14 protein-coding genes are annotated in these 14967 nt (G+C 56.9%); 11 read left to right on the forward strand and 3 right to left on the reverse strand.

What is annotated here, in order from left to right; translation table 11 throughout:
- Nucleotides 1–81: 81 nt before the first annotated feature.
- Together Q0746_RS15410 and dusA are read left to right on the forward strand one after the other, a co-directional pair.
- Nucleotides 82–999: an MYG1 family protein gene (locus Q0746_RS15410; protein WP_298261857.1), complete on the forward strand. Its 918-nt coding sequence runs from the start codon at nt 82–84 to the stop codon at nt 997–999.
- Nucleotides 1000–1112: 113 nt separating this feature from the next.
- Nucleotides 1113–2132: a tRNA dihydrouridine(20/20a) synthase DusA gene (gene dusA / locus Q0746_RS15415; protein ID WP_298261859.1), complete on the forward strand. Its 1020-nt coding sequence runs from the start codon at nt 1113–1115 to the stop codon at nt 2130–2132.
- Between the two features lie 96 nt (nt 2133–2228).
- Here the strand turns inward: dusA and Q0746_RS15420 are convergent, their stop codons facing one another.
- Genes Q0746_RS15420 through ruvX form a run of 3 tightly spaced genes read right to left on the reverse strand, consistent with a single transcriptional unit; the run spans nt 2229 to nt 4075 of the window.
- A complete protein-coding gene (locus Q0746_RS15420) occupies nt 2229–3335 on the reverse strand; it encodes a class I SAM-dependent RNA methyltransferase (protein ID WP_298261861.1) in 1107 nt (368 codons plus the stop codon).
- Between the two features lie 33 nt (nt 3336–3368).
- On the reverse strand, nt 3369–3596 hold the full coding sequence (locus Q0746_RS15425; protein ID WP_298261863.1) for a DUF1289 domain-containing protein: 228 nt from the start codon (nt 3594–3596) through the stop codon (nt 3369–3371).
- A complete protein-coding gene (ruvX, locus tag Q0746_RS15430) occupies nt 3593–4075 on the reverse strand; it encodes a Holliday junction resolvase RuvX (protein ID WP_298261865.1) in 483 nt (160 codons plus the stop codon). The genes Q0746_RS15425 and ruvX overlap by 4 nt, the downstream gene beginning before the upstream one ends.
- 191 nt (nt 4076–4266) lie before the next feature.
- Between ruvX and Q0746_RS15435 the strand changes: the two genes are divergently transcribed.
- From Q0746_RS15435 to Q0746_RS15475, 9 genes are all read left to right on the forward strand, one after another.
- Entirely contained in the window at nt 4267–5511 is a 1245-nt protein-coding gene (locus Q0746_RS15435; protein ID WP_298261867.1) for a sarcosine oxidase subunit beta family protein, read from the forward strand.
- A 42-nt stretch (nt 5512–5553) separates the two neighbouring features.
- The gene (locus Q0746_RS15440; RefSeq protein ID WP_298261868.1) at nt 5554–5892 is read left to right on the forward strand and encodes a sarcosine oxidase subunit delta; all 339 of its coding nucleotides are present in this window, start codon (nt 5554–5556) and stop codon (nt 5890–5892) included.
- 33 nt (nt 5893–5925) lie between these two features.
- Complete coding sequence (locus Q0746_RS15445) at nt 5926–8952, forward strand: sarcosine oxidase subunit alpha family protein (protein ID WP_298261870.1); 3027 nt, start codon at nt 5926–5928, stop codon at nt 8950–8952.
- On the forward strand, nt 8945–9517 hold the full coding sequence (locus Q0746_RS15450; RefSeq protein ID WP_298261872.1) for a sarcosine oxidase subunit gamma family protein: 573 nt from the start codon (nt 8945–8947) through the stop codon (nt 9515–9517). Before Q0746_RS15445 ends, Q0746_RS15450 begins: the two co-directional genes overlap by 8 nt.
- Nucleotides 9518–9606: 89 nt before the next feature.
- Entirely contained in the window at nt 9607–10479 is an 873-nt protein-coding gene (locus tag Q0746_RS15455; protein WP_298261874.1) for a hypothetical protein, read from the forward strand.
- Nucleotides 10480–10586: 107 nt separating this feature from the next.
- Nucleotides 10587–11186, forward strand: coding sequence for a superoxide dismutase (locus tag Q0746_RS15460; RefSeq protein WP_298261876.1), 600 nt, complete (start codon nt 10587–10589; stop codon nt 11184–11186).
- 182 nt (nt 11187–11368) lie between these two features.
- Nucleotides 11369–11830 carry a DUF302 domain-containing protein gene (locus Q0746_RS15465; RefSeq protein ID WP_298261878.1) on the forward strand — a complete coding sequence of 154 codons (462 nt, stop codon included), beginning with the start codon at nt 11369–11371 and terminating at the stop codon, nt 11828–11830.
- A 32-nt stretch (nt 11831–11862) separates the two neighbouring features.
- Nucleotides 11863–13476 carry a thiamine pyrophosphate-binding protein gene (locus tag Q0746_RS15470; protein WP_298261880.1) on the forward strand — a complete coding sequence of 538 codons (1614 nt, stop codon included), beginning with the start codon at nt 11863–11865 and terminating at the stop codon, nt 13474–13476.
- A gap of 67 nt (nt 13477–13543) precedes the next feature.
- On the forward strand, nt 13544–14737 hold the full coding sequence (locus Q0746_RS15475) for a CoA transferase (RefSeq protein WP_298261884.1): 1194 nt from the start codon (nt 13544–13546) through the stop codon (nt 14735–14737).
- The last annotated feature ends 230 nt before the right edge of the window (nt 14738–14967 follow it).

Genomic DNA, 14967 nt, shown 5'->3' on the forward strand with positions numbered 1-14967 from the left:
CTTTGACACAGGATGTATGAAATTCTGGAAGGGCGTCTGAACCGGCAGCCTTTTCCTACGCTGACCGCTTGGAGCGCCACTATGACCATCACCCATCTTGTTACCCATTCCGGCGGCTTTCACGCCGATGAGTTGCTGTCATCCGTCGTGCTGACCCGTTTGTTCCCACAGGCTGAACTGCTGCGCAGTCGGGACAAGCAGGTGATTGCGCCTGCTCCGAACAAGATTATCTATGACGTGGGCGGTGCCTATGACGCCGAAGCACAAATCTTCGATCACCATCAGCGCCCCGGTCCTTTGCGCGAAGAGGGGGAGCCCTATAGCTCTTTCGGGTTGATTTGGGCGCATTACGGACGGGATTACCTGACAGCACTGGACGTACCTGCGGAAGATCAAGAGGTAATTCACGCCAAGTTTGATGCCAAATTCGTGCTGCCAATCGACTTGTTGGACAATGGCGCGATGGAGCCATCGGTGGCAGGCCCGCTTTCCATTTTGACGCTGCCTTCGCTTTTGGGAAGCCTGAAGCCTGTGTTCGATGACGCCTCACCAACCGCGGATGACGATGCATTCATGAACGCCCTGCCGATTGCACGCAGCTTTATCGAGGCGCAAATCCGGAATTTTGCTGCCAAAGCACGCGCGGCAGGGCTTGTGAGGGAAGCGATCGCGGCGGCGGGCGCCTCTGCGATTTTGGAGTTGCCGATGGGAATGCCTTACCGCTCCGAGTTGGATAAAGCCGAAGCCGACCATATCTTGTTTGTCGTGACACCACGAGGCGATGACTGGACCTTGGGGGGGATCAAATTGTCAAACGACACCTTTGAGCAGCGCGCGGATTTGCCTGAGGCTTGGGCGGGCCTCACGGATGCTGACCTCGAAGCTGCCAGCGGTGTGAAAGGCGCGAAATTTTGCCACACTGCCCGCTTTATCGCGGTCGCCAACTCTCGCGAGGCGATTTTGGAAATGGCCAATTTAGCGGTGCAAGAAGCGCAGTGACGTCTTGTTAACCCAACTCGAAATGCTTCAGCAGTAAAAGCCGCTTTGCAGCAGATGGTTGCGCTCAACTGTCAAAACAGGGCATTTGAGGCGCATAAGTTGGAAAGTGTCGAATGGCGGAACAGAAATTCATATCGAAGCAAGTGGCTAGCACTGTGACCACAGCCGCACGCTTTAGCGTGGCCCCGATGATGGACTGGACGGACCGTCATTGCCGGTATTTTCATCGCCTGATATCGAAGAACGCGTTGCTGTATACCGAAATGGTAACTGCTCCGGCATTGGTTCGCGGTGGGGCGGTGCATCTGCTTGATTTCTCGCCGCAGGAGCACCCCGTGGCAGTGCAGCTCGGTGGCTCTGATCCTGCGGAGTTGGCGCAAGCGTCATTGCTCTGTGCGCAGCGGGGTTATGACGAGATAAACTTGAATGTAGGTTGCCCATCTGATCGCGTGCAGTCCGGCTTTTTCGGGGCTGTTTTGATGGAGCGCGCCCCATTGGTCGCCGAATGCGTTTCCGCAATGATCAAAGCGCAACCCGTTGAAGTTACAGTGAAATGCCGCATTGGAGTGGATGACCAAGACCCGGAAGTTGTGCTGCCGGATTTCCTAAGCCGTGTCCGTGATGCAGGTGTCAGCCGCGTGACAATCCATGCCCGCAAAGCATGGTTGCAAGGGCTAAGCCCCAAGGAAAACCGTGATATTCCGCCGTTGGACTATGACATCGTGCACCGGATGAAAAAGGCCTTTCCTGATATGCATATCTCGCTCAACGGCGGGTTGGATGGGCTCGAAGCTGGGCTGCCGCATCTGGAAACTCTCGATGGGCTGATGTACGGGCGCGCGGCTTATCATCAGCCTTGGGATATTTTGCGCGATGTGGACGAATTGGTCTTTGGCGCGCCCCGTCAAAGTAAAACCCGCGTTGATGTGGTGCATGAAATGCTCCCCTATATTGATCAACATGTGGAAGCGGGCGGAAAGCTGGGGCAGGTTGCGCGCCATATGTTGGGGCTTTTCGCTGGGCAACCTGGGGCGCGGGGATGGCGGCGCACGCTTTCAGATGGGGCCCACCGCGCGGGTGCGGGCAGCGCCTTGGTGCTCGAAGCGTTGGAATCGGTGCAAGAAGCCGCCTAGCCAAATGCTGGGCGCGTCGGGGCCATATCTTTCAGCGGCGACTGCCGCTGAAGGTGGTGTTGTTCGAAATTTCCAAACCTGCTTTGGTCAGTTTTTCTACTTCAAAGGGGGCGTCTGGAACAGCCAGACCTTCATGCCGCCATGCGGTACGGCTTCGCTTTGAGAGAGGGGCAAACCAGTGGCCTTGGCCAAACCGGGTTCTGAGGTGACAAGCGCCACCCGCCAACCTTTGAAATGCGCTTTCATCACTTTTCCAAAGGTGCCGTATAGCGCGAACAATTGCTTCTTGTCCCCGATCCGCCCACCGTAAGGCGGGTTCACGATGACCAACCCCGCATCGCCTTCGGGGCGGGTCAACTCTGCCAAAGGGAGGCACTGGAAGTCGCAAAGTGCCGAGACCCCTGCGCGGTTCGCATTGCCACTTGCCCCCTTGATAGTGCCCGCATCGCGGTCCGAGCCAAACAATCGCGCAGGGCCTTTGACGAGATTGACCGAGCGCCGCAATGCCGCGTAATCCACGTCGTCAAAACTCGCCAAGGCCTCAAAGGCAAAGCTGCGCGAGCGGCCTGCTTGCAAGTTTTCGGCAATTTCTGCCGCCTCAATGATGAAGGTGCCAGAGCCGCACATCGGGTCCAAAACCGGCTCAACCCCGTCGTATCCGGCTTGACGCAGAAACAATGCGGCCATGTTTTCGCGCATGGGCGCTTTGCCCACGGCCTCCTTATGGCCGCGTTTGTGCAGGCTTTCGCCTGAGGTGTCGACGCTGAGGGTGACGATGTTTTGCTCAATGCGAATTTTAAGGGTGACGTCGCCGTCTGGGGACGGTGTCATGCCATGCTTCTTCAGCGCCCGTTCAACCCGTTCGGTGGCCGCGCCCGCGTGGTAAATTTTGGACCGTTTGCATGTGGCCTCCACCCGAACCGTGGTTCCGGAGTAAAACGTCTCGTCCCACGGGAATTCATCCGCGCGGTGATCCAGCCCCGCAAGGCTCATGGCGCGAAACGACCCGATGCGCGCCAACACTTTCGTGGCGCCGCGTAGTTCCAGATTAAGCCGCCAGACATCCGCCCAATTGCCCATCATGGTCACGCCACCTGGGCCATAACGCGCGTCCTTGTAGCCCAAGGCGCGGAACTCCGGCAGCAAAGCAGGTTCCAACCCCGGAGGGGCCACGGCGAAGATTTCAATCAGATCATCAGTCATGGCCCCGTCCATAGGGCCATGGGCCGCAAGACGCTAGCCAATACGCGATTTTCGCCCGCCGCGACGCTTCTTCAAACGCCCCACACGGCTGGGTAGCTCTTTCATCAGCTCGGCGCGGTCTTCATTGGACATGCGTCCCCAAGCGGCAATTTCGTCAATGCTGCGCAAACATCCGGTGCAAATGCGCTCTGCCGGATGAACGACGCAGATGTTGATGCATGGGCTTTGCACCTCGTCGCGTTTCCAAATGTCGTCGCTCATGGGTTGGCCTTTATGTGGCGGATGCGGTCTAGCGCTCCTTGCAAGATAAACCCTGCGGCGACGTGATCAATGACCTCGGCGCGACGTTTTCGGGATGTATCCGCCTCCAACAAGGCCCGTTCGGCCGCAACGGTGGAAAGGCGCTCGTCCCAAAAGGTGATCGGCAGCTCTGTCAGGCGCGATAGATTGCGTGCGAAGGCGCGGGTGGATTGAACACGTGGCCCTTCGGATCCATCCATGTTCAATGGCAGCCCCAGCACGATCCCCGCGATGTCGCGTTTGTCCATGATGGTGATCAATGCGGCGGCATCTACGCCAAATTTCTTTCGCTTGATGGTTTCCAACGGGGTGGCCACCGACATGAAACTATCCGAGACCGCCACCCCTAAGGTCACCGTTCCCAAATCCAGCCCGACGATCGGGCGCATGTTAGGCAAGGCGTCTGAAAACGCAGTTATGTCGTCGTAGATTTCGCCCATTTCATCCCCGTATTTGCCTCCCCCCAGATAGGGGCAGTCCGTGCCAAAAGTCCATCGTTGCCTGTCGCTTTTGCGCCCCCCACAAGCCTGCGTGTCGCAACTAGGTCGTGATATGCCGAAACCGACGGGACGTGCGCCCCGTCGATACGTCAAAACGGGCACAACTTTGCCGCCCCAGGGGACCTTTTGTCATGAAACGCTATTCAGCCTTTGCCATCGCCCGTGAAGCCTTTCGGTTTCACTCAGGCTGGGAGCGCGCGTGGCGCTCGCCTGCGCCCAAGAAGAAGTACAAAGTCATTGTCATCGGGGCAGGCGGGCACGGGTTGGCGACCGCCTATTACTTGGGCAAAAACCACGGCATCACCGATGTCGCAGTTATCGAGAAAGGCTGGCTTGGCGGCGGCAACACAGGGCGCAACACGACGATTATTCGTTCCAACTACCTGCAAGACCCGTCGGCGGCGATCTACGAGAAAGCCCGCTCCCTCTATGAGACCATGTCGCAGGACCTCAACTACAACGTGATGTTCTCGCCGCGTGGGGTCCTCATGCTGGCCCAAACCCACCACGAGGTGCGGGGCTACCAGCGGACGGCCTATGCCAACGCGCTGCAAGGAGTGAAGACGGAATTCATCGACGCGCAGACGGTTAAAGAAATCTGCCCGATCATGAACATTGACGGCCCGCGCTATCCGGTGCTGGGCGGGTTGTTCCAAGCGCGCGGCGGCACCGCGCGCCATGATGCGGTGGCTTGGGGGTACGCACGCGCCTGCTCCGACATGGGCATGGACATCATCCAGCAGTGCGAAGTCACCGGAGTGACCCGCGAAGGGGGCGAGGTCAAAGGTGTGACCACAACCAAAGGCGACATTGCCTGCGAAAAGCTGAGCATCGTTGTCGCGGGAAATTCCAGCCATGTGGCTGAAATGGCGGGGTTCCGGTTGCCGATTGAATCCGTGGCCTTGCAGGCGCTGGTCTCCGAGCCGATCAAGCCCTGCATGGACATCGTCGTGATGGCCAATACGGTTCACGGCTACCTGTCACAATCCGACAAAGGCGAAATGGTGATCGGCGGTGGCACTGACGGGTACAACAATTACACGCAACGCGGCTCGTTCCAACATGTCGAGGAGACGGTGCGCGCGCTGATCGAGACCTTCCCAATGCTGTCACGCTTGAAGATGTTGCGCCAATGGGGCGGCATCGTCGACGTCACAGGGGACCGATCGCCAATCCTGTCCAAAACCCCGCTTGGCAACTGTTTCATCAACGCGGGCTGGGGAACGGGCGGCTTCAAGGCGATCCCGGGGTCCGGTTGGGCGATGGCAGAGCTGGTCGCCACCGGCCACTCGCCGTTGACTGCCGAATTCGGCTTGGACCGCTTCAAAGAAGGTCGCTTCATCGACGAATCCGTCGCAGCAGGGGTGGCGCATTAAGATGCAGGGACAAACAGATATCCACTCACGCGGGAGCACCTCATGCTGATCCTTGAATGCCCATACTGCGGCGTAGAAGCCGAAGAAACAGAGCTGCATGCAGGCGGTCAGGCGCATATCAAGCGTGAAACCGTTGGCTCGGATGATGACGCGTTTGAGCATTACCTGTTCTCGCGGGCCAACCCACGTGGCGTGCATCTGGAACGTTGGCGTCACGCGAATGGCTGCGGCAAGTGGTTTCACGCCGCCCGCAGCACGACCACGCTTGAGGTGTTTGGCACATATTCTGCACAAACCTTTGAGCCGCCAAAGGCCATCGTCGATGCGATCACCGCCAAGCATCCGAATTGGTCGTTCGATCAGTGGAAAGACCTGTCATGATCCGTCACCGCACTTCCAAGAAGGCCCAATGATATGAGCACCAGATTACCGACCGGTGGCCGACTGCTAAACACATCCAAGCAGATCTCGTTCAAGTTCAACGGCAAGCAATTGCGCGGGGTAGAGGGCGACACGCTGGCCTCGGCGCTATTGGCGAACAATCAAATGCTGATGGGGCGCTCGTTTAAATATCACCGCCCGCGCGGTGTTGTGGCGTCCGGCGCGGAAGAACCCAATGGTCTGGTGAACCTTGGTCAGGGCGGGCAGTTCGAGCCCAACGCCCGCGTCACCACAACCGAGCTGTTTGAAGGGCTGATTGCGGAAAGCCAAAACCACTGGCCCTCATTGGAATTCGACGTGGGCGTGGTCAACAATTACGCGTCACGGATGATGCCTGCGGGGTTCTACTACAAAACCTTCATGACGCCGGCCCCTGCGTGGAAGCATGTTTTTGAACCCTTCATTCGTCGCGCCGCCGGATTGGGCAAAGCACCGAAAGACCGCGACGCTGATCGCTATGAGCATTTTTATGCTTTCGTGGATGTTCTGGTCATTGGCGGGGGGATCGCAGGCCTGCAAGCTGCCAAAGCCGCAGGCGAGGCTGGCGCTAAAGTTTTGCTGGTTGAGCAGACAGCCCATTGGGGTGGTCGCGCCCCAGTTGATGGGGCCGAGATCGACGGTATACCGGCCAGCGAATGGGTGAATAACACCCTGCAATATCTTGATAGAATGGACAATGTATCGGTTCGCGCCCGCGTGATGGGGGCAGGGGTATATGATCACGGCTATGTCACGCTTTACGAGCGACTGAGCGACCATGCCCCAACCCAAGACGCCCCACGGCATCGCCTGTGGCGGGTGCGCGCGGGTCAAACCATCACCGCAACCGGCGCGATTGAACGTCCCTTGGCATTTGCTGGCAACGACATTCCTGGGGTGATGTTGGCCTCGGCTGTGCGTGACTATGCCACCAATTTTGGCGTCAGCATTGGGGACCGCACTGTGGTTGTGACCAATAACGACGATGCCTACCGGACAGCGATCACCTTGAAGAACGCGGGCTTGGACATCCCCGTTATCCTAGATGCTCGTGCAACGGGGGGCGGGGCGTTGGCTGATGACGCCCGCGCATTAGGTATCCGTGTAGAAAACGGCAAAGCCATCGCCAAGGTGAAGGGCGCCAAGCGGGTCACTGCGGTGGACATATGCGCCTATGCGGGGGAAGGCAGCTCTCTTGAGACGATCGAATGTGACGCGGTTGCCATGTCCGGCGGTTGGTCTCCGGTTGTGCATCTGTGGTCTCATTGCGGTGGCAAACTGATTTGGGACGAAGAGCAGGCTCATTTCCGCCCCAACGCAGAGGCGGCACCGGCTGGGGCAAACGGAGAGGCGTTCGTTCTTACGGCGGGGATCGCCAATGGGGCGATGGACAGTGCCGCGGTGCTGCGTGACGCTGACACGGCGGGAAAACGGGCAGCGGAACTCTTGGGCTTCAAGCCAACAAAGAACGCCCCGCCAAAGGCGCGCGCCGAAGAGATGGCGCCGCTTATGCCCGTTTGGAAAATGCCACAGGGCGCAGGCTATAAGCTACGCTCCAAAATGTGGCTGGATTATCAGAACGATGTGAAGGTCTCTGATGTGCAACTTGCTGCCCAAGAGGGCTACGAGAGCGTCGAGCACACGAAACGATACACCACAATCGGCATGGCGACAGATCAAGGTAAGTTGAGTAACATCAACGGCTTGGCTATTCTTGCGGACAGCTTGAATGCCCCGATCCCTGCCGTGGGGACGACGACTTTCCGCCCCCCCTATACGCCAATTTCTATGGGGTCGATCGCTGGTGAAGCCTCAAACGAGTTGTTCCAGCCGATCAACAAAACACCGCTTCATGCTTGGGGTGAAGACAATGGTGCCGATTGGGAACCCGTAGGTCACTGGCGGCGCGCCTATTGCTATCAACGTGATGGCGAAACGGTAGAGCAGGCGGTTCACCGTGAGGTGTTGGCGACCAGAAACAGCCTTGGGCTGCTGGATGCCTCGACCCTTGGTAAGATCATCGTCAAAGGGCCGGATGCGGGCAAGTTCCTCGACATGCTTTACACCAATATGATGTCCAACCTGAAACCTGGAAAGTGCCGCTACGGGTTGATGTGCACGGAAAACGGGTTCTTGACGGATGACGGGGTTGTCGCGCGCATAGATGACGACACTTGGTTGTGCCACACGACGACCGGTGGTGCGGCGCGTATCCACGGGCATATGGAAGAATGGTTGCAAACCGAATGGTGGGACTGGAAGGTCTATACGGCCAATGTCACCGAACAATATGGCCAGATCGCGGTGGTGGGGCCGAATGCACGCAAGGTGCTAGAGAAGCTCAATGCGCAAGCCGGTGGTGGCATGGATGTGTCCAAAGAGGCGCTTGGCTTCATGGAATGGGCTGAAGGCAAGATCGGAGACTTCGACGCCCGCGTTTTCCGGATTTCATTCTCTGGAGAGTTATCCTTCGAGATCGCAGTGCCCGCCAGCCAAACCCGCGCCTTTTGGGATGCGTTGCATGAGGCAGGGGCCGAATTTGACGCAACGGCCTATGGGACGGAGGCGTTGCATATTTTGCGCGCCGAAAAAGGCTTCATCATGATCGGGGATGAAACCGATGGCACGATCATCCCGCAAGACCTTGGGTTGAACTGGGCCTTGTCCAAGAAGAAAGACGACTATCTTGGCAAGCGCGCTCAGCAACGCATCCATATGACGGATCCGAGCCGTTGGCAGCTTGTGGGGTTGGAAACGCTTGACGGGTCGACCTTGCCTGATGGGGCCTATGCGGTCGCGGATGGCAAAAACGTCAATGGTCAACGCAATACGCAAGGGCGGGTAACCTCGACCTATCACTCGCCAACCTTGGGCAAAGGAATTGCCATGGGGCTGGTGCTCAATGGGCCGGACCGGATGGGAGAGGTGATCAATTTCCCCGCCTTGGACGGAACCGCTGTAGAGGCGAAAATCGTCAGCGCAGTATTTTACGACCCTGAAGGGGAAAAGCAAAATGTCTAATGCAGTCAGCGCCTTGCAAGGAGCCCGCTTCGAAGGTTTCGCGACAATCACCGAAAGCGGGTTGCGGGGAATGATCACGTTGCGCGGCGATCTTGCGTCCTCAGCGGTGAAATCGGCAGTGAAGGCAGCCACGGGATTGGCCGTGCCGACCCAAAGGCAATTCGCAACAGCCGATGAGCACGGCGTTGGCTGGATGTCCCCAGACGAATTGCTGCTCATGGTTCCCTATGAGAAAGCGCCGGAGATCACGGCCCGACTGGCCGCGGCGTTGGAAGGGGAACACGCATTGGTCGTCAATGTCTCTGATGCAAGGGCCGTCTTTTCCATTGAAGGGCAATCTGCACGCGAGGTACTGGCAAAGCTGTCGCCGGTTGATGTCTCGCAAGAGAGCTTTCCCGAAGGCACGCTCCGTCGGACAAGATTGGCGCAAACCGCCGTCGCCTTTTGGGCGAAAGGCAAAAATGCGTTTGAATTGATTTGTTTTAGGTCAGAGGCTGGATATGTTTTTGATGTATTGAGCATGTCTGCGCGAAAGGGATCAGAAGTTAATTTTTATTCCACCTAAAGTCCCCGAAAAAGGGCATTAACTTCCTTGCGTTTTGGATCACAGAGCAGCTATTTGTCGAGCCGTGTACTTTATAAACGGATTTTCTCGTGACCTTTAAAAAATTTTTGACGATCGCTGGATCGGCATTTTTGCTGCTTACTGAAATCGCGGCTGCGGATCAGCAAACACTGGTGAATTGCACCAAAGTTTCTGGAACATCTGGTTGGGATCCCCAAAATTTTACCTATTCGCGGGAAGGGACATCAAAAAATGTCACGGTGTCCGATCCGCTGATCTTGACCTACTTAAAAGCGCCGGTGAATGGCAAAATTCTGCGTGAAACCAACAAAAAACTGGTTTTGAGTTGGAAGGTTAAAGGAGTGCGAGATAGTCGCGGCGCCACTACGGCTGCCATGACGTTCAAAGCGACGATTGACCGATCCAATATGACTTACAAGGTTACGGTGAACCCGCTTGGATATCCTGATGTTTTCACGGGGCGTGGGAAATGCGCGGTGGTCCCTGCTTCGGAGGTGAAGGCTCTGACCTCGAAGATCAAATCTGCTGGACGGCGGGTGAAACAAAACGGCGGCATGCTCCATAGCCTTTGGAAGTCCGGAGGAAACCGGAATTTCACATGCAAAATTGGCCAACCCCGAAAGGCCTACAGCTGGTCTGCGACACAGGTTGCGGTGCAGCATAAAGCCAAATCCAAGTCTGCCACGATTGAGCTTTCCATGCGGGGACACAAATCTAAGGTGAAAGCTGCTGCAAATGTGAAGCAAAACAAAGAGTTAGTGGTCTATAGCTGGCAACAGGCCGTTGAAGACCCTCAAGGCAAAGGCTTTACAGAACCCGCAAAGGCGGTGGTAAATTACAACCTGTTTGTTGAACTTAAGTCGGGCAGGGCCTCTTTGCAGTCGTCAGCAAATCCGACGCGAAGGAAGTCGTCGTCTCGTGTTCCGGCGGATTGTCGGTAGAGTGACGTTTGATCCGTCAATGCACACGATGGAGACTTGACCAAGCTCGCCTGTGCGCTCAGGAATGGCGCATAGAAATTTTCACGACCTAACAGGGGGCCCAGACAATGGCTTTTACACTTCCCGACCTTCCGTATGCTCATGACGCATTGGCCGACAATGGCATGTCAAAAGAGACCTTGGAGTATCACCACGACCTGCACCACAACGCCTATGTGACCAATGGCAATGCTGCTATTGCTGGAACTGAGTGGGATGGCAAAACGCTGGAAGAGATCATCGTCGGCACCTATGACGCCTCTGCTGTCGCGCAAAACGGCATTTTCAACAACATCTCGCAGCTTTGGAACCACAACCAGTTCTGGGAAATGATGAGCCCGGGCAAATCCTCCATGCCATCCGAGCTGGAAGCCGCTTTGAAGGACAGCTTTGGCTCTGTCGAAGAATTCAACAAGCAGTTTTCGGCGGCGGGCGCTGGCCAATTTGGCTCTGGCTGGTGTTGGTTGGTGAAAGACACCGACGGTGGACTGAAGGTGACTAAAACAGAGAACGGCGTGAACCCGCTGTGCTTTGGGCAAACAGCCTTGCTGGGTTGTGACGTTTGGGAGCATTCCTACTACATCGACTTCCGCAACAAGCGCCCAGTGTATCTGACTAACTTCCTCGACAACCTTGTGAACTGGGAAAATGTCGCCTCGCGTATGTAAAAGACTGTGATCTCATTGTGCGCAGGCGAGGCCTGCGCGCGTGATGATTTAAAAGGGCCTTCAAGCTGTCGCTTGGGGGCCCTTTGGCGTTTTGTTGCAACTGTTGGCGCAGACGTGATTGGAGCTGTCGTCTGGTCTCTGGCATGTGTTCTTGAGTATTTTTGACCAAATGGAGACCAGCCATGCGCCTGCTTTTAAGCGTTGTTTTGTGTATCTGGGCCAGCGTGGCTCATGCGGATGTCGTGGCGCGCGAAGGTTGGGTGGTCGTCGAGACGACGAAATCCTACAGCGATTTGGTCGCGGAGGTGAAAGCCGCGGTGAAGGCCAATAAAATGGGGGTCGTGACACAAGCGGGCCCCACGGGGGCCGCAAAGGCGCGCGGCATCACCATACCGGGAAATCGCGTGATTGGCGTGTTTAACAACATTTTTGCTGTTCGCATTTTGAAGTTGTCTACGGCGGCGATGATTGAAGCCCCGATCCGCATCTATGTGACCGAGACGAATGCGGGGGCGACCTTGAGCTACAAAACCCCGTCGCATGTATTCGCCCCCTATGTACAAGAGTCCGGACCCGAGCTTGAGGCCGCCGCGTCCGAATTGGATGTGATCTTCAAGGCCATTGCTGATGATGCAACGGGTTGATAGCAGACGTTTACCTCTTGAAGGAGACCTTGATGACACAGCCGAAACGCGCCGCTGATTTTCTTGCTGAACGCCTATATGAGGCGGGGTGCCGTCATGCGTTTGGCATGCCGGGTGGGGAGGTTTTGACCCTTGTTGACGCATTGCAAAAGGCGGGAATTGAATTCGTTTTATGCAAACACGAGAACGCAGCAGGCTTCATGGCGGAAGGCGCGCACCATATGAACGGTGCTCCTGCCATTTTGGTCGCAACTGTGGGGCCGGGGGCAATGAACGGCGTGAATGCTGTGGCCAATGCGCATCAAGAGCGTGTTCCGATGATTGTGCTCACCGGCTGCGTCGATCCGGATGAAGCCCTAACTTACACGCATCAAGTGCTGGACCACCGGCGCGTATTCGACGAAATCACCAAGGCCACATTTACCCTTACGGTGGACGGGGCGGATACTGTGGCTGACAAGGCAGTGGGTATTGCAACTGAGGGGCGGGGCGGGCCGGTTCATATTGATGTGCCCATTTCGGTTGCAGATGCAACGGCGACGCCAAAGCGCCGTCGCAGGGCAACGGCCGCGCTGACTGCCCCCGCGGGGCGCGATCTGGAGCAGGCATTGTCTTGGCTGAAGGAGGCCCAACGCCCCGTGATCATTGCGGGGCTGGATGTGTTATATGACGAAAGCCATGCGGAGCTGTTACAATTCGCCGAGACTTATGGCGCCCCTGTTATCACCACCTATAAAGCCAAAGGGGTCATTCCGGAAACGCATGCGCTTGCATTGGGGGGGGCGGGCTTGTCCCCTTTGGCGGATAGCCATCTACTACCATTTGTGCGTGCGGCGGATCTGGTGATTTGCGTGGGCTATGACCCCATCGAGATGCGCCCTGGGTGGCGAGAGGTCTGGAGCCCAGATGACACCCGCGTAATCGACATTACAGCCGACCCAAACCACCACTACATGCACCAAGCGGGCTTGAGTTTTATCTGTGACACCGGCTCGGCCTTGCGTGCGTTGATGGGAGCTGGCGGCGCGAATATGTCTTGGCCGAATGGTGAAATCGAAACGGTAAAGGATGCATTGGCGCAGGCATTTCCCACCAGCGAAGACTGGGGACCTGCGGCCGTGATCGCAGAGTGTCGCGATGTTTTACCCAGTGACACTATCGCGACCGTCGACAGCGGGGCGCATCGGATTTTGCTGTCGCAAATGTGGACGTGCTTGAGCCCCAGAAGCCTACTGCAGTCTTCGGCGCTCTGTACCATGGGGTGCGCTATGCCGCTGGCAATGGGGGCAAAATATGCCGCTCCAGAGCGCACGGTCGTCAGTTTTAGCGGCGACGCGGGAGCCTTGATGGTGGCCGGAGAATGGTCGACCGCCAAGGAGCATGGGCTAAACACAATCTTTGTGGTCTTCGTGGATCGCTCCTTGGCGCTGATCGAGTTGAAACAGCGCCAACGTCAGATGGAAAATGCGGGCGTGGACTTCATGGACCATGACTTCGCAGCGATTGGACGCGGCTTTGGGGGGCAGGGGTATACTGTGACCTCGCGCGCCGAACTGCGCGATGCCTTGACGGCAGCACAGGATGCAGACACCTTCACCGTGATTGCCGCCGTTATCGATCGAAAAGCTTATGACGGGCGGATCTAGTCGCAAAAGATACCGGATTTTGACTCCCCCAAAGAGAGGTCTTTAGGACGCAATGATAGGCAGCGATATGACAGGCGCTTTGGACGGGTTAAAGGTTCTGGACTTGAGCCGAATTCTGGCGGGGCCAACATGTACTCAGTTGCTGGGGGACTTGGGGGCCGAGGTTTGGAAAATTGAAAACCCCCGCTCGGACGGGGATGACACGCGCAAATGGGGCCCGCCGTTTGTGGATGATGCGCAGGGTACGCGAACGGATTTATCCGCGTATTTTATGTGCGCCAACCGCAACAAGCAGTCGGTTTCGGTAGATATTGCCACATCAGAGGGGCAAGACATTATCCACCAGCTGGCCGCGCAGGCGGATGTGGTCATAGAGAACTTTAAACCCGACGGTTTGAAAAAATACGGTCTGGATCACGCCAGCCTGTTGGAGGCGCATCCGAGGTTGGTCTATTGCTCGATCTCTGGCTACGGGCAAACGGGGCCGAACCGTGACAAGCCGGGCTATGATCTGATGGCTCAGGGGTTTGGCGGGGTGATGTCCTTGACCGGCGAGCCGGAGGGGCGCCCGATGAAGGTCGGCGTCGGCATCGCGGATGTGATGTGCGGCATGTATGCGACTGTGGGGATATTGGCCGCCTTGCGCCACCGCGACGCCACCGGCGAGGGCCAGCATGTGGATTTGGCGCTTGTTGACAGTCAGATTGCTTGGCTGATCAACGAAGGTGTGGCGCATTTGACCACCGGTCAGGAACGTGCCCGGCGTGGCAATGAGCACGCCACGATTGTCCCGTACCAAACCTTTGAAGCCGCTGATGGTCATGTTTTGGTCGCCGTCGGGAATGATAGTCAGTACGTACGCTTCTGTGACTTTCTGGGGCGGCCCGATTTGGCAGAGAACCCCGAGTTTTCAACCAACCCTGCGCGCATTGTGAACCGCAGCAAGTTGCTCAAGATTATCGAAGGGTTGCTGGTCGAGCGCAGCATGCAGGAGATTATTGACGGGCTGGAGGCCCGCAAAGTGCCCGTCGGGCCGGTCAACAGTTTGGGGCAGGTTTTTTCGTCCGAGCAAGTGGCCGCGCGCGAGATGAAAATAGACATGGCGCGTGACGATGTAGCCGGCGACAAAGTCACGTTGATTGGCAACCCGTTGAAATTGTCAAAAACGCCGGTAACCTACCGCCGCCCGCCTCCACATTTTGGCGAGGATACCGAAGACCTTTTGGCGTGGTTAAGAGAGCAAACTTCTAAAGGCGCGTGATCGTGGCGAGGATTTCTAAAATTGCGATGGATGCGGCTGCCAAGCCCAGCCCCCCGGGTTGCCCTTGTCTTTGATGAAGACACTCCATCCGTACCACATAAGATATCCGATGCAGATCAAGGTGAACGCCCAAGAGTTTAGCAATTTGATCTCCGTAACGCGTTCGTTTCGAGACGACAATTTTTGGCAAATGAAATAGATTCTGAAGTTACAATACGAGTGCTCAACGT

Origin of the sequence: uncultured Litoreibacter sp. (assembly GCF_947487515.1) — a bacterium.
Taxonomy (GTDB): Bacteria; Pseudomonadota; Alphaproteobacteria; order Rhodobacterales; family Rhodobacteraceae; genus Litoreibacter.

Bases quoted from the DNA above. Each gene is read 5' to 3' on its own strand.
- Q0746_RS15465 (WP_298261878.1), top strand. From the start codon at position 11,369: ATGCGCCTGCTTTTAAGCGTTGTTTTGTGTATCTGGGCCAGCGTGGCT.
- Q0746_RS15420 (WP_298261861.1), bottom strand. From the start codon at position 3,335: ATGACTGATGATCTGATTGAAATCTTCGCCGTGGCCCCTCCGGGGTTG.
- Q0746_RS15475 (WP_298261884.1), top strand. From the start codon at position 13,544: ATGACAGGCGCTTTGGACGGGTTAAAGGTTCTGGACTTGAGCCGAATT.
- ruvX (WP_298261865.1), bottom strand. From the start codon at position 4,075: ATGGGCGAAATCTACGACGACATAACTGCGTTTTCAGACGCCTTGCCT.
- dusA (WP_298261859.1), top strand. From the start codon at position 1,113: ATGGCGGAACAGAAATTCATATCGAAGCAAGTGGCTAGCACTGTGACC.
- Q0746_RS15410 (WP_298261857.1), top strand. From the start codon at position 82: ATGACCATCACCCATCTTGTTACCCATTCCGGCGGCTTTCACGCCGAT.
- Q0746_RS15445 (WP_298261870.1), top strand. From the start codon at position 5,926: ATGAGCACCAGATTACCGACCGGTGGCCGACTGCTAAACACATCCAAG.
- Q0746_RS15450 (WP_298261872.1), top strand. From the start codon at position 8,945: ATGTCTAATGCAGTCAGCGCCTTGCAAGGAGCCCGCTTCGAAGGTTTC.
- Q0746_RS15470 (WP_298261880.1), top strand. From the start codon at position 11,863: ATGACACAGCCGAAACGCGCCGCTGATTTTCTTGCTGAACGCCTATAT.
- Q0746_RS15460 (WP_298261876.1), top strand. From the start codon at position 10,587: ATGGCTTTTACACTTCCCGACCTTCCGTATGCTCATGACGCATTGGCC.
- Q0746_RS15435 (WP_298261867.1), top strand. From the start codon at position 4,267: ATGAAACGCTATTCAGCCTTTGCCATCGCCCGTGAAGCCTTTCGGTTT.
- Q0746_RS15425 (WP_298261863.1), bottom strand. From the start codon at position 3,596: ATGAGCGACGACATTTGGAAACGCGACGAGGTGCAAAGCCCATGCATC.
- Q0746_RS15440 (WP_298261868.1), top strand. From the start codon at position 5,554: ATGCTGATCCTTGAATGCCCATACTGCGGCGTAGAAGCCGAAGAAACA.